Source organism: Kitasatospora sp. NPDC050463 (genome assembly GCF_040655255.1).
Classification (GTDB): domain Bacteria; phylum Actinomycetota; class Actinomycetes; order Streptomycetales; family Streptomycetaceae; genus Kitasatospora.
On the sequence record NZ_JBFAJO010000023.1, the window covers coordinates 13,476 to 35,027 of the forward strand.

General features: G+C 73.5%; 17 protein-coding genes and 1 pseudogene. 7 read left to right on the forward strand and 11 right to left on the reverse strand.

Annotated features, from left to right (window positions below; genetic code table 11):
- Positions 1-129 precede the first annotated feature (129 nt).
- Positions 130-2,037 carry a 1-deoxy-D-xylulose-5-phosphate synthase gene (dxs, locus tag AB0J08_RS16805; RefSeq protein WP_360633686.1) on the forward strand — a complete coding sequence of 636 codons (1,908 nt, stop codon included), beginning with the start codon at positions 130-132 and terminating at the stop codon, positions 2,035-2,037.
- A gap of 156 nt (positions 2,038-2,193) precedes the next feature.
- On the forward strand, positions 2,194-3,708 hold the full coding sequence (locus AB0J08_RS16810; RefSeq protein ID WP_360633689.1) for a glycosyltransferase family 39 protein: 1,515 nt from the start codon (positions 2,194-2,196) through the stop codon (positions 3,706-3,708).
- A 192-nt stretch (positions 3,709-3,900) separates the two neighbouring features.
- On the opposite strand, the gene AB0J08_RS16815 is transcribed toward AB0J08_RS16810, so the two are convergent.
- The 5 genes from AB0J08_RS16815 to AB0J08_RS16835 all read right to left on the reverse strand — a co-directional run bounded on the left by AB0J08_RS16815 (position 3,901) and on the right by AB0J08_RS16835 (position 10,714).
- A complete protein-coding gene (locus AB0J08_RS16815; protein ID WP_360633692.1) occupies positions 3,901-6,030 on the reverse strand; it encodes a 3-hydroxyacyl-CoA dehydrogenase NAD-binding domain-containing protein in 2,130 nt (709 codons plus the stop codon).
- Between the two features lie 2 nt (positions 6,031-6,032).
- A complete protein-coding gene (locus AB0J08_RS16820) occupies positions 6,033-7,250 on the reverse strand; it encodes an acetyl-CoA C-acyltransferase (RefSeq protein WP_360633695.1) in 1,218 nt (405 codons plus the stop codon).
- A 312-nt stretch (positions 7,251-7,562) separates the two neighbouring features.
- Entirely contained in the window at positions 7,563-8,810 is a 1,248-nt protein-coding gene (locus AB0J08_RS16825) for a ribonuclease D (RefSeq protein ID WP_360633698.1), read from the reverse strand.
- Positions 8,811-9,004: 194 nt separating this feature from the next.
- A complete protein-coding gene (locus tag AB0J08_RS16830; protein WP_360633701.1) occupies positions 9,005-9,730 on the reverse strand; it encodes a response regulator transcription factor in 726 nt (241 codons plus the stop codon).
- Between the two features lie 321 nt (positions 9,731-10,051).
- On the reverse strand, positions 10,052-10,714 hold the full coding sequence (locus tag AB0J08_RS16835; RefSeq protein ID WP_360633704.1) for a DUF3000 domain-containing protein: 663 nt from the start codon (positions 10,712-10,714) through the stop codon (positions 10,052-10,054).
- 214 nt (positions 10,715-10,928) lie between these two features.
- Here AB0J08_RS16835 and hemE point away from each other — a divergent pair, with 214 nt between their 5' ends.
- On the forward strand, positions 10,929-11,975 hold the full coding sequence (gene hemE, locus AB0J08_RS16840) for a uroporphyrinogen decarboxylase (RefSeq protein ID WP_360633931.1): 1,047 nt from the start codon (positions 10,929-10,931) through the stop codon (positions 11,973-11,975).
- A 62-nt stretch (positions 11,976-12,037) separates the two neighbouring features.
- Here hemE and AB0J08_RS16845 read toward each other — a convergent pair whose 3' ends face one another.
- Complete coding sequence (locus AB0J08_RS16845) at positions 12,038-13,105, reverse strand: DUF4349 domain-containing protein (protein ID WP_360633707.1); 1,068 nt, start codon at positions 13,103-13,105, stop codon at positions 12,038-12,040.
- Between the two features lie 332 nt (positions 13,106-13,437).
- Between AB0J08_RS16845 and AB0J08_RS16850 the strand changes: the two are divergent.
- The 3 genes and pseudogenes from AB0J08_RS16850 to hemQ form a co-directional block, all read left to right on the forward strand.
- A pseudogene (locus AB0J08_RS16850) lies at positions 13,438-13,700 on the forward strand (Uma2 family endonuclease); the annotation flags it as partial.
- 34 nt (positions 13,701-13,734) lie between these two features.
- Positions 13,735-15,168 carry a protoporphyrinogen oxidase gene (gene hemG, locus AB0J08_RS16855; protein ID WP_360633710.1) on the forward strand — a complete coding sequence of 478 codons (1,434 nt, stop codon included), beginning with the start codon at positions 13,735-13,737 and terminating at the stop codon, positions 15,166-15,168.
- The gene (hemQ, locus tag AB0J08_RS16860) at positions 15,165-15,890 is read left to right on the forward strand and encodes a hydrogen peroxide-dependent heme synthase (RefSeq protein ID WP_360633713.1); all 726 of its coding nucleotides are present in this window, start codon (positions 15,165-15,167) and stop codon (positions 15,888-15,890) included. Before hemG ends, hemQ begins: the two co-directional genes overlap by 4 nt.
- Before the next feature lie 58 nt (positions 15,891-15,948).
- On the opposite strand, the gene AB0J08_RS16865 is transcribed toward hemQ, so the two are convergent.
- The 5 genes from AB0J08_RS16865 to AB0J08_RS16885 all read right to left on the reverse strand — a co-directional run bounded on the left by AB0J08_RS16865 (position 15,949) and on the right by AB0J08_RS16885 (position 20,063).
- The gene (locus tag AB0J08_RS16865; protein ID WP_360633716.1) at positions 15,949-16,503 is read right to left on the reverse strand and encodes a hypothetical protein; all 555 of its coding nucleotides are present in this window, start codon (positions 16,501-16,503) and stop codon (positions 15,949-15,951) included.
- Positions 16,504-16,630: 127 nt separating this feature from the next.
- The gene (locus AB0J08_RS16870; RefSeq protein ID WP_360633934.1) at positions 16,631-17,413 is read right to left on the reverse strand and encodes a TIGR04222 domain-containing membrane protein; all 783 of its coding nucleotides are present in this window, start codon (positions 17,411-17,413) and stop codon (positions 16,631-16,633) included.
- An 86-nt stretch (positions 17,414-17,499) separates the two neighbouring features.
- Positions 17,500-18,558 carry a TIGR04222 domain-containing membrane protein gene (locus AB0J08_RS16875; protein WP_360633719.1) on the reverse strand — a complete coding sequence of 353 codons (1,059 nt, stop codon included), beginning with the start codon at positions 18,556-18,558 and terminating at the stop codon, positions 17,500-17,502.
- A 36-nt stretch (positions 18,559-18,594) separates the two neighbouring features.
- Positions 18,595-19,116, reverse strand: coding sequence for a hypothetical protein (locus AB0J08_RS16880; protein WP_360633722.1), 522 nt, complete (start codon positions 19,114-19,116; stop codon positions 18,595-18,597).
- The gene (locus AB0J08_RS16885; RefSeq protein ID WP_360633724.1) at positions 19,113-20,063 is read right to left on the reverse strand and encodes a DUF692 domain-containing protein; all 951 of its coding nucleotides are present in this window, start codon (positions 20,061-20,063) and stop codon (positions 19,113-19,115) included. The genes AB0J08_RS16880 and AB0J08_RS16885 overlap by 4 nt, the downstream gene beginning before the upstream one ends.
- A 577-nt stretch (positions 20,064-20,640) precedes the next feature.
- On the opposite strand from AB0J08_RS16885, the gene AB0J08_RS16890 reads away from it, so the two are divergent.
- Positions 20,641-21,387 (forward strand): hypothetical protein, encoded by a 747-nt coding sequence (locus AB0J08_RS16890; protein WP_360633727.1) that lies wholly within the window; start codon positions 20,641-20,643, stop codon positions 21,385-21,387.
- The last annotated feature ends 165 nt before the right edge of the window (positions 21,388-21,552 follow it).

The following is a 21,552-nucleotide window of genomic DNA, read 5'->3' on the forward strand; positions in this document are numbered from 1 at the left end:
GTGTCCGGTAGGCGGACATTAGACTCGACCGGTCGGCACCGACCGAGACCGATCGGAGTGCGTCGGCACACCGGGCAGCGAGGCCCGTCGGACCGCCCGCGGTCCGCGACTTTGAACGAGGAGGAACGGGTGGCCCTGCTGACCCGCATTCGGGGACCGCGCGATCTCGACCGGCTCACGCCCGGCCAGCTGGCCGCACTGGCCCAGGAGATCCGGACCTTCCTGGTGACGGAGGTCTCCAAGACGGGCGGCCACCTCGGGCCCAACCTCGGCGTCGTGGAGCTGACCGTCGCGCTGCACCGGGTCTTCGACTCGCCGCGCGACCGCATCCTCTTCGACACCGGCCACCAGAGCTACGTCCACAAGCTGCTCACCGGCCGCCAGGACTTCTCCCGGCTGCGGATGAAGGACGGCCTCTCCGGCTACCCCTCCCGCGCCGAGTCCGAGCACGACGTGATCGAGAACTCGCACGCCTCCACCGTGCTCTCGTACGCCGACGGCCTGGCCAAGGCCAACCAGCTGCTCGGGAAGCACGACCCGGTCGTCGCCGTGATCGGCGACGGTGCGCTCACCGGCGGCATGGCCTGGGAGGCGCTCAACAACATCGCCGACGCCACCGACCGCCCGCTGGTCATCGTCGTCAACGACAACGAGCGCTCCTACTCCCCGACCATCGGCGGCATGGCGAACCACCTGGCCACGCTGCGCACCACCCAGGGCTACGAGCGCTTCCTCTCCTGGGGCAAGGACGCCCTGCAGCGCACCCCGGTGGTCGGCCAGCAGCTCTTCGAGACGCTGCACGGCGCCAAAAAGGGCCTGAAGGACTTCATCGCCCCGCAGGGCATGTTCGAGGACCTCGGCCTCAAGTACATCGGCCCGATCGACGGCCACGACCTCACCGCCCTGGAGTCCGCGCTCACCAAGGCGCGCGGCTTCGGCGGTCCGGTGATCGTGCACTGCCTCACCGAGAAGGGCCGCGGCTACCACGCGGCCGAGAACAACGACGAGGACCGCTTCCACGCGGTCGGCGTGATCCACCCGGAGACCGGCCTGCCGATCAAGAGCGCCGGCAAGGACTGGACGTCCGTCTTCGGTGAGGAGATGGTCGCGCTCGGCCACGAGCGCGAGGACATCGTCGGCATCACCGCCGCGATGCTCCACCCGGTGGGCCTGGCCCCCTTCGCCAAGGCCTTCCCGAACCGGATCTTCGACGTCGGCATCGCCGAGCAGCACGCGGTGACCAGCGCGGCCGGCATGGCCACCAACGGTCTGCACCCGGTGTTCGCGGTCTACGCGACCTTCCTCAACCGGGCCTTCGACCAGGTCCTGATGGACGTGGCGCTGCACAAGCTGGGCGTCACCTTCGTGCTGGACCGGGCCGGTGTCACCGGTACCGACGGCGCCTCGCACAACGGCATGTGGGACATGTCGATCCTGCAGGTCGTCCCCGGTCTGCGGCTCGCCGCGCCGCGCGACGCCGACCAGCTGCGCGCCCAGCTGCGCGAGGCGGTCGAGGTCGACGACGCCCCCACCGTGGTCCGCTACTCCAAGGGCACGGTCGGCCCGGCCGTCCCCGCGGTCGGCCGGATCGGCGGCATGGACGTGCTGCGCGCCCCGCAGGCCCCGGAGGCCGGCGAGCGCCGCGCCGACGTGCTGATCGTCTCGGTCGGCGCGATGGCCCCCACCAGCCTGGAGGTCGCCGACCTGCTGGCCGCCCAGGGCATCACCGCCACCGTGGTCGACCCCCGCTGGGTCAAGCCGGTGGACCGGGCCCTGCCGGGGCTGGCGGCCGAGCACCGCGCGGTCGTCACGATCGAGGACAACGGCCGGGTCGGCGGTGTGGGCGCCGCCGTGGCGCAGGCGCTGCGCGACGCCGAGGTGGACGTCCCGGTGCGCGACTTCGGCATCCCGCAGGAGTTCCTGGACCACGCCTCGCGGCCCGAGATCCTCGCCGAGATCGGCCTCACCGCCCCGGACATCGCCCGGAAGGTGACGGCGCTGGTGTCCCGGCTGGACGTGGCGACCGTCCAGGCCTGAGCCGTCCCGGCCGGCTCCGTACCGTTCCCGTGGGCGGCCGCCCTGCGGCCGTTTGCCACAACTGGGCAACAGTTCGCCCCATGGCAGGCTGATAATCGCACCGAAAAGGCGGGACCGGCGCTGCCAGCGCCGATCCCGCCCGGTAGGTTGTCATCCGTGCCGACCCCCACCCGCCCCCGCCTCGCCGGGCTTGCCGAGCGCCTGCCCGACCGCGTCCGCCAGGGTTACTGGACGAGGCTGGTGCCGGTGCTGGCCCTGGTCGCGCTCGCCACCCACATCCCCTCCTTCGTCCGGCCGGTCTGGAGCCCCGACGAGGGGTTCCTGGCCACCCAGGCCCGGATGCTGGCCGACGGCGGCGTGCTCTACGACACCGTGGTCGACCGCAAGCCGCCGCTGCTGCCGTGGCTCTACCAGGCCTGCTTCGCCGTCTTCGGCTCCGCCTCGCTCTGGCCGCTGCGCACCCTGGCGGTGGTCGCCCACCTGGTCACCGCGATCCTGCTGGCCTCGATCGCCCGCGGCCGCTGGGGCAACCGGGCGGGCGCCGGCGCGGGCCTGCTCTACCTGCTGGTCTCCATCGGGCTCTCCCCGGAGGACACCCAGGCGGCCACCTTCGAGGTCTTCATGCTGCCCGCCATGGTGGCCGCCTTCCGGTACGCCGAGCGGCGCCGCTGGCTGGCCGCCGGCATCGCGGTGGCGCTCTGCTCGCTGACCAAGCAGACCGGCGGCGCGGTGCTGCTGCCGGTGCTCTGGATGCTGTTCCAGGACGCCCGCCGGCGCGGGGTCCGGTGGCCGCCGGCCCTGTTCAAGATCGGGTTCGGTTTCACGCTGCCGATAGCGCTGGTCGCGGTGATCCTCACCAAGCCCAAGGGCTTCCTGTTCTGGGTGGTCACCGGCAGCGGCGACTACGCCTCGGTCGGCGGGGCCTGGCTGCAGATGGCCGGCCGCGCCCTCGGCAACTCGGCGATCCTGATCGTCGCCGGCCTGGGCTTCCTGCTGCCGGTCGGCCGCCGGCTCTGGCTGAAGCACCGCCACCGCCCGCTGCCCGTCGCCGGTGAGGAGCACGGCTCCACCACCGACCTCTGGGTCTGGCTGGTCTCCTCGGTGGTCGCGGTCAGCGTCGGTTTCCACTTCTTCGGCCACTACTACCTGCAGCTGATGCCCCCGCTGGTGCTGCTGGGCACCGGCGCGGTGGCCACCTCGGCGATCCGCTGGAAGCCCGTCCTGGTGTACACCACGGCCGCCGCCACGGTGTTCTGGGGGCTCGCGCTGGCCTGGCCGGGGGAGCGGCTCGACCGGACCACCGAGGTGGCCACGGCCGTCGCCGCGCAGAGCAAGCCGCAGGACACCGTGCTGGTCTGGGGCATGCACCCGGAGCTGTACTGGCTGGCCGACCGCAAGCCGGCCACCCGCTACCTGACCGCGGGCTTCCTGACCAACTTCAGCGGCGGCAAGGACGGCAACGCCAACGTCGGCGAGCAGTTCAGCGTCAGCAACGCCTGGCAGACCTTCGACCAGGAGATCGCCAAGGGCCTGCCCGAGATCGTCGTGGACGACTCCGGCCTGGCGCCCTACCAGCCCGGCATGATCCCGAAGATCGAGAACCTGCTGGACACCCACTACGAGATGGTCGGCGTCTTCGCCGACACCGTGGTCTACCGCCTCAAGCGCTGACCGCGCCCGGCGCGGTGCCCCCCGCCGCCGCCCCGGCCGCCGCCCCCGCCGCCGCCCCGGCCGCCGCCCTCGCCGCCGCGCCGGCCGCGGCGCCCCCGACCCGCACGAGGTGGCCGAGCCCCCGACCCGCGGACACGCAGGAGCCCCGGTGACCGTCCAGGTCACCGGGGCTCCCGCGTCGTACCGCTACGCCTAGGCGGGCACGGAGGCCACGCCCGGGGCGAGGAACCGCTTGCCGTTCACCCGCTCCGAGACGCCCTCACGGTCCAGGTACGGGGTGATCCCGCCCAGGTGGAAGGGCCAGCCGGCACCGGTGATCATGCAGAGGTCGATGTCCTGCGCCTCGGCGACGACACCCTCCTCCAGCATCAGGCCGATCTCCTGCGCGACGGCCTCCAGAGCACGGTTCAGCACCTGCTCCTCGGTCAGCACGGTGTCGCCGAAGGAGAGCAGCTCCAGCACCTCGGGGTCGAGCACCTGCTTGCCGTCGACCCAGGTGTAGAAGCCGCGCTTGCCGGCCTTGACCACCTTGCCGAGGTTCTCGGAGACGGTGAACCGCTCCGGGAAGGCACCCTTCAGGGTCTCCGAGACGTGCAGCGCGATGGCCGGGCCGACCAGCTCCAGCAGCACGATCGGAGACATCGGCAGACCGAGCGGCTCGACGCCCTTCTCGACCGTGGCGATCGGGGTGCCCTCGTCGATGATGTCCTGGATCTCGCCCATGAAGCGGGTCAGGATCCGGTTCACCACGAACGCCGGGGCGTCCTTGACCAGCACCGAGGTCTTCTTGAGCTTCTTCGAGACGCCGAAGGCGGTGGCCAGCGCGGCGTCGTCGGTCTGCTCGCCGCGGACGATCTCCAGCAACGGCAGGATCGCGACCGGGTTGAAGAAGTGGAAGCCGACGACCCGCTCGGGGTGCTTCAGCTTCGAGGCCATCTCGGTGACCGAGAGGGAGGAGGTGTTGGTCGCCAGCACGCAGGTCGGCGAGACCACGTTCTCCAGGTCCGCGAAGACGGTCTGCTTGACGCCCATCTCCTCGAACACGGCCTCGATCACGAAGTCCGCGTCGCCGAAGCCGGCGGCCTTGTCGAGCGAGCCGGTGACCAGGCCCTTGAGCCGGTTGGCCTTGTCCTGGCCGATCCGGCCCTTGCCGAGCAGCTTGTCGATCTCGGCGTGGACGTAGCCGACGCCCTTGTCGATGCGCTCCTGGTCGATGTCGGTGAGGACCACCGGCACCTCCAGACGGCGGGCGAACAGCAGCGCCAGCTGCGAGGCCATCAGACCGGCGCCGACGACGCCGACCTTGGTGACCGGGCGGGCCAGCGACTTGTCCGGCGCACCGAACGGGCGCTTGGCGCGGCGCTGCACCAGGTTGAAGGCGTAGATGCCGCTGCGCAGCTCGCCGCTCATGATGAGGTCGGCCAGGGCCGCGTCCTCGGCGTCGAAGCCGGCCTGCAGGTCGGCGTCCTTGACCTGCTGGATGATGTCCAGCGCCTTGTAGGCGGCGGGAGCCGCGCCGTGCACCTTGGCGTCGGCGACCAGGCGGCCCCAGGCGACGGCGTCGTCCCAGGCCTTGCCGCGGTCGATCGCCTCGCGCTCGACGACGACGTCGCCGGTGAGGACCTTGGCGGCCCAGAGCAGCGACTGCTCCAGGAAGTCGGCCGGCTCGAAGATCGCGTCGGCGATCCCCAGCTCGAACACGTCCTTGCCCTTGAGCTGCTTGTTCTGGCTCATCGAGTTCTCGATGATGACCTTGATCGCCTTCGAGGGGCCGATCAGGTTCGGCAGGATGCTGCAGCCGCCCCAGCCGGGGACGAGACCCAGGAAGACCTCCGGCAGCGAGAACGCCGGAACGCCCGCGCTGACGGTGCGGTAGGTGGCGTGCAGGCCGACCTCGACGCCGCCGCCCATCGCCGCGCCGTTGTAGAAGGCGAAGGACGGGACGGGCAGCGCGGCGATCCGCTTGAAGACCTCGTGGCCGCCCTTGCCGATGGCCAGCGCGTCCGCGTGCTCCTTGAGGATCTCGACGCCCTTGAGGTCGGCGCCGACCGCGAAGATGAACGGCTTGCCGGTGATCGCGACACCGACGATCGTGCCCTCGGCGGCCTCGGCCTCGACCTGGTCCAGCGCGGTGGACAGCTTCAGCAGCGAGCCCGGGCCGAAGGTGGTCGGCTTGGTGTGGTCGAAGCCGTTGTCCAGGGTGATCAGGGCCAGCCGGCCGGCCTGCAGCGGCAGGTCCAGGTGGCGGACGTGCGCGGTCGTGACGACCTCGCCCGGGAACAGCTCGGCGCCCTGCCGCAGCAGCTCAGTCGTGGTGCTCATGATCACTTACCACCCTCGAAGTGGGGGTTCTCCCAGATGATGGTGCCGCCCATGCCGAAGCCGATGCACATCGTGGTGAGGCCGTAGCGGACGTCGGGGCGCTGCTCGAAGCGGCGGGCCAGCTGGTTCATCAGGCGCACGCCCGAGGAGGCCAGCGGGTGACCGTAGGCGATCGCGCCGCCGAATGGGTTGACCCGCTCGTCGTCGTCCGCGATGCCGTAGTGGTCCAGGAAGGCCAGCACCTGGACGGCGAAGGCCTCGTTGACCTCGAAGGCCTGGATGTCGTCGATGGTCAGACCGGCCTTGGCCAGCGCCTTCTCGGTGGCCGGCACCGGGCCGATGCCCATCACCTCGGGCTCGACGCCCGCGAAGGCGAACGAGACCAGGCGCATCTTGACCGGCAGGCCGAGCTCCTCGGCGACGTCCTCGGCGGCCAGCAGCGAGGCGGTGGCACCGTCGTTCAGACCGGCCGAGTTGCCCGCGGTGATGTTGCCGTGCGGGCGGAACGGGGTCTTCAGACCGGCCAGCGACTCCATCGTGGTGCCCGGGCGCATCGGCTCGTCCGTGGTCGCCAGGCCCCAGCCGGTCTCGCCGACCTCGGGGTTGGTGTTGCGGATCGAGATCGGCACCAGGTCCGGCTGGATGTCGCCGTTGGCGTACGCCTTGGCGGCCTTCTCCTGGGAGCGCACGGCGTAGGCGTCGCAGCGCTCCTTGGTGATGTGCGGGAACCGGTCGTGCAGGTTCTCCGCGGTCATCCCCATGAACAGGGCGGACTCGTCGACGAGCTTCTCGGACACGAAGCGCGGGTTCGGGTCGACGCCCTCGCCCATCGGGTGGCGGCCCATGTGCTCGACACCGCCGGCCACGACCACGTCGTACGCGCCGAAGGCGATGCCGCCGGCGGTGGTGGTCACGGCGGTCAGCGCGCCCGCACACATGCGGTCGATGGCGTAACCGGGGACGGACTTCGGCAGGCCGGACAGCAGGGCCGCGGTGCGGCCGATCGTCAGACCCTGGTCGCCGATCTGCGTGGTGGCCGCGATGGCGACCTCGTCGATCCGCTCGACGGGCAGGTTCGGGTTACGGCGCACGAGCTCCCGGATGCACTTGACGACGAGGTCGTCGGCGCGCGTCTCGTGGTAGATGCCCTTCGGGCCGGCCTTGCCGAACGGGGTGCGGACGCCATCGACGAAGACGACGTCCCTCGCGGTACGAGGCACGGGGGCTCTCCTCCCAGGGACCAACAGGTTGAGGTGGGCAGGCTGCCGCCGTCCGTCGCACGAGGGCACGTGAGCGGCGCTGCTTCGCTGTCATGCTACCCGCCGGTAACCAACCTGCCCAGGCCCGGCGGCCGGTTCTCCCGGTGTGTCCCCCGACACGTCCCCGCGCCCGGAGCCGCGCGGGGTGCGCGACGGGTGCGCGACGGCTGCCCGGGGACGACGGAGGGGGTGCCGTCGAGCGACGGCACCCCCTCTGTTCCGCCCCGGCGGCGGTGTCCCGCTGCCGAGGTGTCCGGTCCGGCCGGCCCCGCGCTACTCCGGTTCGGCCTCCGCCGCCTTGACGAAGGCCGCCGCCATCACCGGCGCCACCAGATCGACCTGCCACTGCCGGGCGCCCAGCCGGCGCAGCGCGGCGGCCACCCCGGCGGCGCTCGGGTCGGCCGGCGGCTCCCAGGAGACCCGGCGGACGAGGTCCGGCGTGATCAGGTTCTCGGCCGGCAGGTTGCGCGCCTCGGACAGCTCGCTGACCGCGGCCCGCGCCCCGGACAGCCGGGCGGCCGCGACCGGGTCCTTCTCGGCCCAGGCGCGCGGCGGCGGCGGGCCGTCGTGCGGTGCGGCGGCCGGCGGCAGCTGGTTCTCCGGGATCTCCCGGGCCCGCTGGACGGCCGCCAGCCACTGCTCCAGCTGGCGCCGGTGCACCCGCGGCCCGAAGCCCTGGACTCCCTGCAGGGCGGCGATGTTCAGCGGCATGGCCAGCGCGGCGTTGACGATCGCGGCATCCGAGAGCACCCGGCCCGGCGACACGTCGCGCTCCTGGGCGAGCCGGTCCCGGGTCAGCCAGAGTTCGCGCACCACGGCCAGCTGGCGGCGCCGGCGGACCTTGTGCAGCTGCGAGGTGCGGCGCCACGGGTCGGTGCGCGGGGCGGGGCGGGGCGCCGCGGCGATCGCGGCGAACTCCTCCAGTGCCCAGTCGAGCTTGCCCTGGGCGTCCAGCTCCTGTTCGAGTGCGTCCCGCAGCTCGACCAGCACCTCGACGTCCAGAGCGGCGTAGCGCAGCCAGGGCTCGGGCAGCGGGCGGGTGGACCAGTCGACGGCCGAGTGCTCCTTGGCCAGGCTCAGCCCCAGCACGCTCTCGGTCATCGGTCCCAGTCCGACCCGGGCGAAGCCGGCGATCCGGCCGGCCAGCTCGGTGTCGAAGAGCCGTTGCGGTCTCATTCCGACCTCGGACAGGCAGGGCAGGTCCTGGGTGGCCGCGTGCACCACCCATTCGGTGTCCGCGAGGGCCGCGCCGAGTCCGCTGAGGTCGGGGCAGGCGATCGGGTCGATCAGCGCGGTGCCGGCGCCCGCGCGGCGCAGCTGGATGAGGTACGCCCGCTGGCCGTAGCGGTAGCCGGAGGCCCGCTCGGCATCGACGGCGACCGGTCCGGTGCCCGCTGCGAAGGCGGCGACGGTGGCGGCCAGCGCCTGCTCGTCCGCCACGACTGGCGGGATCCCCTCCTTCGGTTCGAGGAGCGGGACCGGGGCTGCTTCTTCTTGGGTGGCTGCTACGGCGTCGGTCACTCACCAAGGGTACGACGGTCCTCGGGGCCGGGAGTGTTGTCGGACTGGTCAGACCGGGTTCGTGACGTGCCACCGGGTGGCCTCCGTCGGCCCCGTCCCTTCGGTTCGGAGGCGACCGGGGACCCGGGGACGCCAATGCGGCGGTCCTGGAGGAAACGTTCCTCCAGGACCGCCGCAGCGGTCCTGCCGATCGCTCAGTGGATGATGCCGGTGCGCAGCGCGACCGCGACCATCCCGGCCCGGTCGCCGGTGCCCAGCTTGCGGGCGATCCGGGCGAGGTGGCTCTTCACGGTGAGCGCGGACAGGCCCATCGCCACACCGATGGCCTTGTTGGACTGGCCCTCGGCGACCAGCCGCAGCACCTCGACTTCACGGCCGGAGAGCTCGCGGTAGGCGGCCTGCTGGGTGCCCGGGGCGCCCGGCGCACCGGGTGCCCCGGGAGCGCCCGGAGCACCGGCCGCCCCGGGGACGCCCGGCATGCCGGGACGGCGCATCCGGCCGGCCAGGCCGCCCGCGCCGATCGGCAGGCCGGGGCGTCCCGGCATGGCCACATTGGTGCGCGTGCCGGTGACCACGTAGCCCTTGACGCCGCCGGCCAGCGCGCTGCGGACCGCGCCGATGTCGTCGGCGGCGGAGAGCGCCAGGCCGTTGGGCCAGCCCGCGGCACGGGTCTCGGCCAGGATGGTCAGCCCGGATCCGTCCGGGAGGTGGACGTCGGCGACGCAGATGTCGCGCGGGGTGGAGACCCGGGGGCGGGCCTCGGCGATCGAGGAGACCTCGATCACGTCCCGGACACCGAGCGCCCAGAGGTGGCGGGTGACGGTGTTTCGGACACGTGGATCGGCGATGACCACCATGGCGGTGGGCTTGGTCGGCCGGTAGGCGACCACGTTTGCGGGGTGCTCAAGAAGGACCGACACCAGGCCTCCTGCGGGGAGTGGCGGACGAAACCCCGATGGGGGCGGTCGGAGTGTTCCGCGTTTGGAAAGGGTCACAGTCTGCTTCGGCAGCTACCGTGCCCGGCTTTAGCGAAAGATCACGATCTAGTGAGTAACAATACGGACAAATCGCGCAGGTGACTGATTGCGACATGCCTGGAATTCGTACAAAATCGATCAGAACCGGCACGGAGTGGTCACGTTAGGCCGCACATTGACGCAGAGCAGGTCCGAAGTCACGCTTCGTCAGCCCTGGGGGTGGTGCTGTGCCCGGTACCGCCGCCGCGGGCCGCGGACCACTCGTCAGTGCGAGCGCGGGCGCCGGCGGGCGGGCATCGGGACCACCCCACCGAGTGAGGGCACGTCGGCGGTCGACTGCGTCGCGGGCGCGGCCGGTGGCAGGCCCGCGCTGATGCAGAGCAGATCCCCCCAGGCGGCCAGATGCCGCTCGAAGCGGCCGTCGGCCGGCGTCCAGGAGGCCCGGATCTCGATCTCGGTGGACGACTCGCGGTCCGCCAGGGCGCCGAAGTACTGCGAGGCGCACCTGGTCACCGTGCCGGACGGCTCCGCGTACCCGGCGCCGTGCGCCTGCAACGCGTCCAGCAGCCAGGCCCAGCCGACCTCGGAGAGCATCGGGTCGCCGGCCATCTCGGGCTCCAGCTCGGCCCGGGTCATGGTCACCACGCGGAAGTCCCCGTTCCAGGCCTCCTGCCCGGCCGGGTCGTACAGCAGCACCAGCCGGCCGTCGGCCAGCTCCTCGCCGTCCACCTCCACCGAGGCGGTCAGGGCGAACGCGTGGGGGGCGAGCCGGCGCGGCGCCGGGGCGGGGGAGAGTTCGAGCTCGGGGCGCAGCCGCGCCCCCGTCAGAGCCTCGACCGCGGCCCGGAACTCGCTCGGCGCCGCCTCCCGACCCGTTCCGCCACCTGTTCCGCCACCCTGTGCGGGGTGCCCGCCGACCGCTGCCATGCCCCGAAGACTAGGTCGAAGACCGGGGTAATCGCCGCAACTTCTGCCCGCGCGGCGTGCCGGGACGGCAAACCGGTCAGATCTTGGAGGAACCCACGAGGCCGGGCGGGGAGTCGGGTCCGGAGCGCGTGCGAAGATTTGAACCGTGAGCGAGACAACGGCAGACACCACGGCAGCCACTCAGGCAGGCACCCCCACCGGTCAGCAGCCCTCCGTGCGACGCGGCGCCGCGCACGACTCCGCGTTCCTGCGCGCCTGCCGGCACGAGCCGGTGCCGCACACCCCCGTGTGGTTCATGCGCCAGGCCGGCCGCTCGCTGCCCGAGTACCTGAAGGTCCGCGAGGGCATCCCCATGCTGGAGTCCTGCATGCGGCCCGAACTGGTCAAGGAGATCACCCTGCAGCCGGTGCGCCGGCACCAGGTGGACGCGGCGATCTTCTTCAGCGACATCGTGGTGCCGCTCAAGGCCGTCGGCATCGACGTCGACATCAAGCCCGGCATCGGCCCGGTGATCGCCGACCCGATCCGCACCGCCGAGGACCTCAAGCGGCTGCGTCCGCTGGAGCCGGACGACGTCTCCTACATCACCGAGGCGGTCGGCCTGCTCGTCGACGAGCTCGGCCCCACCCCGCTGATCGGCTTCGCCGGCGCCCCCTACACCCTCGCCAGCTACCTGATCGAGGGCGGGCCCTCCAAGAACCACGAGAACACCAAGGCCATGATGTACGGGCAGCCCGAGCTGTGGGCCGCCCTGCTCGACCGGCTGGCCGACATCACCTCCGCGTTCCTGAAGGTGCAGATCGAGGCCGGCGCCTCCGCCGTCCAGCTCTTCGACTCCTGGGTGGGCGCGCTCGCCCCCGACGACTACCGCCGCTCGGTGATGCCGGCCAGCACCAAGGTCTTCGACGCCGTGGCCGGCTACGGCGTGCCGCGGATCCACTTCGGCGTCGGCACCGGCGAGCTGCTCGGTCTGATGGGCCAGGCCGGCGCGGACATCGTCGGCGTGGACTGGCGGGTGCCGCTGAACGTCGCCGCCGAGCGGGTCGGCCCCGGCAAGGGCCTCCAGGGCAACCTCGACCCGGCCGTCCTCTTCGCGCCCACCAAGGCCGTCGAGGCCAAGGCCCGCGAGGTGCTGCACGCCGCCCAGGCGCTCGGTACCAGCGGCCACATCTTCAACCTCGGCCACGGCGTGCTGCCCAGCATGGACCCGGACGCGCTCAGCCGGCTGGTCGCGTTCGTGCACGAGGCCAGCGCGCGCTGACCGCCGCGGCGACGGCGTCGACCTGGCGGGCCCCGTTTCGGCGGGGCCCGCCATCGTCGTCCTCAGGGCTCCTGCCGCTCCGGCGGCCCCTCGTCCCCGTCCCCGTCCTCCGCTCCCTGCCGCCGGTGCGGCGGGTGCGCGGGCTTCGGCGGCAGCGCGGTCCGCCGGCGCCGACGGACCAGCCGGAGAGCCAGCGCCGCCGGTACGAGCACCAGCAGGAACGGCGTCGCCGCCGCGACCGCTACCGCGACGCCGCGCACGATCGCGACCAGGACGCCCCAGCCGCCGCCCAGCGCCGAGCCGACCGAGGCCCAGAAGCCGCCGTCCCTCCGCGCGTCGGGTTCGTCCGGCGCCGAGGTGTCCGTCCTCTGCCGCACGTCCAGCGTGATGGTGGAGAGCGAGGTCTTCGCCGACAGCTCCTTCAGCTGCTTCTGCAGCGACTCCAGATCCGCCTCGCGGCGGCTCAACTCGCCCTCCAGACTCGTGATCTCGGCCAGCGTCTTCGCCTGCGCCATCAGCGCCCGGACCCGGTCCACGCTCGCCTGCTGGGTCTGCACCCGGCTGGAGACGTCCGCGACCTGCTGGGTGAGGTCGTCCGCCTGGCTCCTGCGGGACAGCACCTCGCCGAGCCCCGCCAACTGGTCCATGGTCTGCTGGAACGCCGCCGACGGCACCTTCACCGTGAGCTGCCCGCTCTGCGGGCCGGGCGCGGGGCGGTCCTCGGGGCGGCGGCCGCTGCCCCCGCCGGCGGGTTGCCCGCCGCTGCCGCTCACCGTCTCGCTCGCCACGTAGCCCCCCGCGTCGAGCGCCAGCTCGCGCGCCCTGGCCAGCGCGGTGTCCGCCTTCGCCACCCGCACCGACAACTGCGCGCTGTACGCGATCTGCCGGGCGTCCACCGCCGGCACCAGGTACGGCTGCCCGCCGCCCGACTCCGGCGCGGCCTTCGGACCGGCCTTCGGAGCGGCCGAGGCCGCCGCCTCCGGAGCCGCCGGCGCGACCGCGTCACCTCGCGCCACCGCCGCGTCGCCGCCGGCGGCACCCCCGCCGTCGGACGCACCGCACCCGCCGGCCAGGACCGCCACCACGGCCGCCGCCGCCAGCGCCCCCGCTCTTCGCCGTCCTCGTTCCACGATCGAGCCCTCCCCATGTTCACGGTTGCGGCGCCGCTTCCTTCCGGCACTCGAACCGTTCGACGGGCCCGGGCCCGGACCGGACCCGCTCCGGAGGTCGCAGCTCGATCACGGCTCGGCTGCGGAGCGGACAAGGCGTCAGCTCGCCTCCGCACCGACACGGCACGCCGGCCGCAGGCGCGGTCACCGGGTTCGGCGCCCTGCCGCCCGGTCGGTCCCGTCGGACTCCCGAGGACCGTCGTCCCTCCTCCGGTCGGCGCTCCGGGCGAGCAGCTGCCCGCCGGACCGCCGCGGACGCTACCTTGGGCTCCATGAGTGAGCTGCCGGACTGGCTCGTGGTGGAGGTCGTCTCGCCGGAGTCCGCGCACCGGGACCGGACCGTCAAGGTCCGCAAGTACGCCGAGGCCGGGATCCCGCACTACTGGGTGATCGAGGAGGAGGACGGCCGGCCGGTGGCGCACGTCTTCGAACTCGAAGCCAGCACCTCCTCCTACGCCCCCGCCGGGATCTTCCGGAGCCGGCTGCAACGGCCGGTCCCGTTCCCGTCGACATCGACCTCGACGCCCTCGTCCCTGTCCGGAAGCGGGCGGATTGAGGCATTGGTGTAAGGACCTGCGAGACTGCGGAGCATGTCGCAAGCACAGGCCGTCGTGATCGGTGGCGGTATCGCGGGGTTGGCCGCGGCCGCCTTTCTCAGCGGGGCGGCCGGCGGGGCCGCGCGGGCCCGGGTGACGCTGCTGGAGGCGTCCGACCGGCTCGGCGGGAAGCTGCACGGGGGAGAGGTCGGCGGGGTCCGGGTGGACCTCGGGGCCGAGTCGATGCTGGCGCGGCGGCCGGAGGCCGTCGAGCTGGCGCGGGCGGTCGGGCTGGGCGGCGCGCTGGAGCCGCCGACCACCGCCAGGGCCGCGATCTGGACCAGGGGCGCGTTGCGCCCGCTGCCCGGCGGCCAGGTGATGGGTGTCCCCGGTGACCTGGCGGCGCTCGCCGCCTCCGAGGTGCTCAGCGCCGAGGGCCTGGAGCGGGCCCGGCACGAGGGGGCCACCGAGGTCACGGACGATGTCGCGATCGGGCGGTACGTCGCGGACCGGCTGGGCCGGGAGGTGGTGGACCGGCTGGTCGAACCGCTGCTCGGCGGCGTCTACGCCGGGCACGCCGACGAGATCTCGCTGCGCGCGGCCGTGCCGCAGCTGCTGGAGATCGCGCGCGGCGGGGGCTCGCTGGTCGAGGGCGTGCACGAGCTGGCCACCCGGCCGCGGACCGTCGGCACGCCCGTCTTCCAGGGTCTGCGCGGTGGCATCGGCACCCTGCCCGAGGCCGTCGCCGCGGCCTGTGCCCGGGCCGGCGTCGACCTGCGCACCCGCACCGCGGTGGACGGGCTGCACCGGACCCCCGGGGGCTGGCGGGTGGTGACCGCCGAGGGCGAGGCGCTGCACGCGGACGCCGTGGTGCTCGCGGTGCCCGCGCCCGCCGCGGCCCGTCTGCTGCGCCCGGACGCGCCGGCGGCGGCCGTCGAGCTGGACGCCGTCGAGTACGCGGGGATGGCGCTGGTCACCCTCGCCTTCCGGCGGGCCGACCTGCCGGAGCCGCCGGAAGGCAGCGGCTTCCTGGTGCCGCCGGTGGACGGCCGCCGGATCAAGGCGTCCACCTTCTCCTCCAACAAGTGGGGCTGGCTGGAGCGCTCGGCGCCCGACACCTTCGTGCTGCGCACCTCGCTCGGCCGGCTGCGCGAGGAGCAGCCGCTGGAGCTGTCGGACGAGGAACTGGTGAAGCAGTCGCTGGCCGACCTCGGCGAGGCGATCGGCCTGACCGCCCGCCCGTACGACACCGCCGTCACCCGCTGGCGGTCCGGCCTGCCGCAGTACCCCGTCGGTCACCTCGACCGGGTGGCCCGGATCCGGGCGGCCGTCGGCCGGGCGGGAGCGCTGGCCGTCTGCGGGGCCGCCTACGACGGAGTGGGCATCCCGGCCTGTATCGCGAGCGCGCGGGCGGCCGCCGCCGCGCTCGACGGAGTGTTGACCCCGACGACCGGGGAGAACGTCACGGAGAGGACAATGGGCGCATGACTGAGACCGTTGAGCAGCAGCCGGAGCAGCAGCCCGAGAAGAAGAAGGCGCGCGACCTGAACCAGGTCATCCGCTACACCATGTGGTCGGTGTTCAAGCTCAAGGGCGAGCTGCCCGAGGACCGCACCGCCCTGGCCGCCGAGGTGGACGAGCTGTTCGCGCAGCTCGCCGCGAAGGACGTCACGGTGCGCGGCACCTACGACGTCTCCGGACTGCGGGCGGACGCCGACATCCTGGTCTGGTGGCACGCGGCGGACTCGGACGACCTCCAGGAGGCGTACAACCGCTTCCGCCGCACCGGCCTCGGCCGCGTGCTGGAGCCGGTCTGGTCCAACATGGCGCTGCACCGCCCGGCGGAGTTCAACAAGTCGCACATCCCGGCCTTCCTGGCCGACGAGCGCGCGCGCGACTACGTCTGCGTCTACCCCTTCGTCCGCTCCTACGAGTGGTATCTGCTGCCGGACGCCGAGCGGCGCGCGATGCTCGCCGAGCACGGCCAGATGGCCCGCGGTTACCCGGACGTGCGGGCCAACACGGTGGCCTCGTTCGCGCTCGGCGACTACGAGTGGCTGCTCGCCTTCGAGGCGGACGAGCTGCACCGGATCGTCGACCTGATGCGCGACCTGCGCCCGTCCCGGGCCCGGCTGCACGTCCGCGAGGAGGTCCCGTTCTTCACCGGGCGCCGCAAGCCGGTCAGTGAGCTGCTCAACGGCCTGGTCTGACGCGCCCATCGAGGGGCCAGCTCCTCCCCGCCCGGGGGAGCCGGCCCCTCGACGTCGCTCAGGGGCGCTCGCCGGCGAACTCGCGCAGCACCGCGGTGTAGTGGGTGCCGAGGTCGACCCGGGTGATCCGGTCGAACCGGAACTTCGTCGGTTCGTCGTGCCAGTGCGCCTCGGGGTCGACCTGGTGCAGCCGCAGCGACTTGGGTCGCAGGCCGGTCACCGCGCCGACCCAGCAGACGTCCGGTGCGCTCTCCTCGCTGTGCAGGGCGACCAGCCCGAACGCTCGGCCGGCCGCCTCGACCAGGTCGGGCAGGCCGTCCAGCGGCAGGCCGCCCTCCGGCGGCCGGACCGGCCACCGGCCGCGCCGGCGCAGCACCCGGACCGTCAGGCCGTCCTCGTCGCCGATCCGGCGGACGGTGCGGAGGTCGGCGGTGCGGACGGCCGTCCAGCCGTCGAGCCGGTGGTCGCCGCAGTTGGCGAGCAGCGTCCAACCGGGGCTCGCAGCGACGACGAAGCCTTCCAGCTTGTCGGCACCTGGGATCGAGCGGTGCAGCCGGACGAGTTCGCCGGTGCGCACGGCGCGGTCGAGGGTGGGAAGCAGGGAGGTTTCCATCGTCGGAGTCTCCCCGAGACGGGTGGTCGGCGCAGCCGAATTCGGGGCCGCCCCGGCTCGCCGCGTTCCGGCTTCCCCACCGGCCTCCTGCCTGCGGGCGCCGGAGCCTCGGCGGCCGGCCGGCCGGTCAGCTCCGGTGCGGGCGCAGGGCCGCGCGGAGGCGGGCGTCCGGGAGCGCGGCGGGGCCGATCATGGCGACGGCGGTGAGCAACTCGCGCTCGTCGTCGTCGGTCAGGCCGTGCTGGCGCGGCGGACGGACCTCGCGCAGCACCTCCTGGCCGACCGGGGAGGCCCAGCGGGTGTGGGGGTAGACGTCGACCCGGGCCATCAGCAGCGTGCCCGAGGTCAGCACCAGCGGCAGCGAGAACCAGGCGAGCGGCGCCAGCGCGTCACCGCCGGAGAGCCCGCCCACGGCCAGCGCGGCGGCCAGCAGCACCAGCGAGAACAGCAGTGCCTGCCGGACCTGCCGGATCACCAGGACGGTCTCCCGCTGCACCAGCACGGGGGTGGCCAGGCCGGCCAGCGCGAGGCGGCCGCCGATCTCCAGCACGGTGGGGTGGACGGACATCGCCCGGCGCAGGTCGTCCGTCCGGCACTGGCCCCCGGGCCCGACGGTGGCGACCACCGCCCGCTCCAGGCGGCTGCGGCCCCTGGGGTCGACGACGGTGGTCCAGCCGGTGTGGGCGAGGTGCAGCCGGCCCCGGGAGGCCATCAGGACCAGGGCCAGTTCGACCACCCGGTCCGGGCCGCCCGCCAGGTAGGCGGTCTCGTACAGCCCGATCCCGACCGCCTCGGGCGGCCGGAGCCCCTCCTGCCCGGCGAGGGCGTCGGCCGTCGCGGTCATCCGGACCAGCCGGATGCAGGACAGCACCGCGGCGACGCAGGCCGGGATCAGGAAGAGCAACCACATGGGCCTGTTGTAGACCTGCCACGGCTCCGGGCGGAACGAATTCCCCGTCCGCGAGACCGAACTGTGACTCGGGGGGACGGCGGGACTCAGGATCCGCAGCTGCTGCCGCCACCGCAGCTGGACGACGAGGAGCCGCAACTGCTGGAGCTGGACCCACAGCTCGACGAGGACGAGGAGCCGCAGCTCGACGACGAGGACCCGCAGCTGCTGGAGCCGCAGCTCGACCCCGAGGAGCCCGAGCCCGAGCCGCTGCCGCACCAGGTGACGCCGCCGCAGGAGGAGCCGGCGGAGGAGCACGAGGTGGCGGTGTAGGTCGAGGAGGACGAGGAGCCGGCCGCCGCCGCGGACTTGGCCGCCACCAGATCGGCCGCGGCGGCGGCGAGCAGCGCCTCTTGCAGCTCCGCGTCGTCCAGCCCGGAGGCGGCCAGCCCGCTGAGTGCGATCGCGCCGATCAGGGCGCCGCCCGCCGCCCGCGGCGCCAGACCGGCGCTGGGCTTCCACGGCTTGCCGATGGACATCAGGGCGAGCTGACGGCGGCCCGCCGGGGTGATCCGGCCCTTGAGCGGCCAGGTCACCAGCAGCGACACCAGACCGAAGACCAGCGCCACGGGCGGCAGCCAGAGCGACGGACGCTCCGCGTCGCCGTTGTCGACCAGGTGGGCGACGACGGTGGTCGCCACCATGAGCAGCAGGGCCAGCCAGAGCAGCCGCCGCGCGGCCTTGGCCCGGCGCATCCGGACGGGGCTGCGCAGCAGCCCGCGGTCGGCGAGCCGGTCGCCGAGCTCCTGGACGGCGGGCGCGCGCATCACCGCGCGGCGCAGGGCGGTGAGGTCCCGCTGCCTGGTCGGCCCGACGGCGTCGATGATCGCCAGGTCGACGGCGTCGTAGGGCTGCTCGGTGGTCAGCGTGACGAAGCCGGCCCGGTTGACGACGACCCGGCCGGCCTGGTGCATCCGGACGAGGGCCGTGTCGAAGACCCGGCCGGGGCCGCCGGCGAGGAACGCGGTGTCCAGCAGCGGCAGGCCGCGGCCCGGCAGGCCCTTGACCTTCGGTACCCGCTTGACCAGCTGCTTGGTGTGCGAGGCGTACGACGCGGCGATGAACAGCAGCATCGTCGGGACGACGAAGTAGACGTTGTGCCACATGGGCGGTTCCCCCGGAATGGTGTGGGTGGTTCTGGTTCAGTGCCGCGGGCCGGGGCGCAGGGCCCGGCGCAGGCGGGTGAGCGGGCCGGGCGGGCGCTCCGGGGCGGGGCCGTGGAGCCACTGCTCCAGGGCCCGCCGCTGCTCGGCGCCGAGCTGCCCGGCGCCTGGCTGCCCACTGTCGGGGCGAGCGTTGTCGGGCCGAGCGCTGTCGGGGCGGGCGCTGTCGGGGCGTCGGCCCGGGTCGGTGCTGAGTGCCCACGCGGCGAAGGCGCGGGCGTCGGCGCGGTAGCCGCCGGTCTGCGGGTGGGTGCCCGCGTAGGCGAGGAACAGCGGCCCGTACCGCCGGCCGAGCAGCCGGGGCAGCTCCGGGGCCACCTTGGCGGTGGTGTCCCGGCGCTTGGCCGCCAGACCGGCCGACTGCGCGCGGACCTGGGCCGGATCGAAGCCGGGCGGGACGGGCCCGCCGGCCACCAGGGCGGCCAGCAGCTCCTCCTGGCGCCGGGCCAGCGCGGCGCGGGCGGCGGTGAGGTCGCCGGCCTCGCCCGTCGGGGCGGTCATCCGGCCCTGCCCCCCTCCAACACGCGGCGCACGGCGTCGAGTTCGGCGGCCAGCTCGGCGGGCGGCGGGAAGCCGGCGTCCCGCTCCAGCAGGACGCCGGGCGGTGCGACCCGGGCGCAGAGCTCGGCCAGCACCTCCAGTACCGGCTCGGTGACGGGGTGGGCGTGGGTGTCGTGCCAGATGCCGTCGATCATGGTGCCCCCGGCCACATGGACGTAGGCCAGTGCCTCCAGCGGCAGGCGGTCCAGCTCGGCGGCCGGGTCCAGGCCGAGGTTGACCCGGTTGGTGTGCAGGTTGGCGACGTCGATCAGCAGCCGGACGCCGGTGCGCTCGACCAGCTCGGCGAGGAACTGCCCCTCGGTCAGCTCGTCGTCCGGCCAGGCCAGCTGGGCGGCGATGTTCTCCAGGGCCAGCGGCACCGGGAGCCGGTCCTGCGCGATCCGGACGTTCTCGGCGATCACCTTGAGGGCGTCGCGCGAGCGGGGCACCGGCAGCAGGTATCCGGCCTCCAGACCGCCGGCCCGGACGAACGCCAGGTGCTCGGTCACCAGCGGGGAGCCGAGCGCCCCGGCCGCCTCGGCGAGCCGGTCGAGCCGGGCCGGGTCGGGCCGGTCGGCGCCACCGAGGCCGAGCGAGACGCCGTGCGGGACGACGGTGACGCCGCGGGCCCGCAGGATCCGCAGCGACTCGGGAAGGTGGTCGGCGCAGATGTTCTCCGCGACCACCTCGACCCAGTCCAGGCCGGGTTGCCGTTCGACGACGGTGTCGATCTCGCTGCGCCAGCCGAGGCCGACGCCCAGCGTGCCGGGAGCGGTGCGCGTGGCGCCGGCCGCGTCCGCCGTGCGCGCCGCGTCCGCCGTACCCGTGGCGTCCGTCGTGCCCGTGGTGTGTTCGGTGGCCCGGGCCGGAGCGGCGGGCGTCCTGCGCCGGATGGCAGGAGAAGTCATCGGTTCGCCCCCTTCGGAGGGCTGGGTGGGGAGCCGTCGGCCGACGCGGGCGCCGTCGCCAGGGTCGGGCCGGGCTGTGCTGCTGAGGATGTCCCCGGCCGGGGCGGCTGCCAAGCCCCACTCGGTCTTCTCAGAGCATTATTTGAGCTTGTCGACCCGGTGATGAGTGGTTGTGGTCCCGTCCGGGGCCCGGGCCTGCCGGTGGGGCGGAGAACCCGGAGGCGGACCGGCCGCCCGGGCGGCCACGGTGACCCGGCCGCGACGACACTGACCATCCGTGACCTCCGCCCCGCCCCGCCCCGCCCCGCCGACGCCGAGGCCGACGCCGCCCGGGGCGTCGGGTACGTCAACGGCAGCGTGCTGCCGGAGTTCCGGCGGCGCGGGGGCGTTCACCAAGCGGTTGGACAGCTGACGGACGGGGAAGGGGCGGCCGACTTGGTTCACTCGAAGGGGTGAATCGGGTGCGCTTTCCGCACGAGGCGCCGGGTGGGTGGCAACGTCGAGAGTTTCCGGTGCTCTACGGGGCATCACCTCACGGCAGACAGTTCGTGCCCGAGTCTTCCGTGCGGGGGATGGTATGGAGATCCTGCTTCAGGTCCTGGTCGGGTTCGTTCCGGCCGTGATCGGCTTCCTTGCGGCCCGCTCCCTCGCCCGGACCCGGCTGTTCCTGCGGTACGGGTTCCTCCGAGTGCTGCTCGCCCCGTACAGCCGGGTCCAGATCGTCACCCCCAGTATCGAGGCGGCGGAGTTCGCCTTCGCCAAGGACGGCCGTCCGCTGGCCAGCCGGGGGCCGAGGAACGTCCTCTTCATGCCGATGGCCGAGGCCCGGGCGATAGCCCAACTCACCGATCTGCTGCGGAAGGTCAACCGCAAGGCGACGATCGAGCTGGTCGCGGCCGGGGCGCAGGACCCGAGGATGCCGACCTTCTCGATCGGCGGACCGAGCGTCAACCCGTACTCGGCGACCGTGCTCGGTGCGGGATTTCCGGACTTCTGCATCGAGTACCCGGCGGCGGCCCGGGCCCGCTGGGGCGGTATGACCTTCGAGGCGCAGTACAACGCGGCCGACGAGCTGATCCGGGACCACGGCTTCGTCTTCGTGACCCGCACCACGCGGCACGCGCCCTGCATCGTGCTCTGCGGGGTCTTCGCCTTCGGCTCGGCGATGGCCGTCGAGGCACTGGCGGCGGCCACCCGCAAGTCGCCGCTGGCGGCGATGTTCCGCGCCGGGGAGAAAGGTTTCGCCGCCGTCGAGGGCCGGGTGATCGGCCTCGACACGGTCGATGTGACCGTCGAGGTCTGCCGGTTGCTGCCGGTGGTGTGAGCGGGCGCGCCCCGGGGTCCGGCGCCGCGCGCCGCCCTGCCGGGGCTCCCCGTCCTGACCCTTGAGACGATGTGGTCCAGACCGCACTGGTGCGAATGGGGACAGGTCGGGATGGTCTGGGGCAGGAAGTGGCTTGAATCGCAAGGCTTTTGCCTCACCGTCATC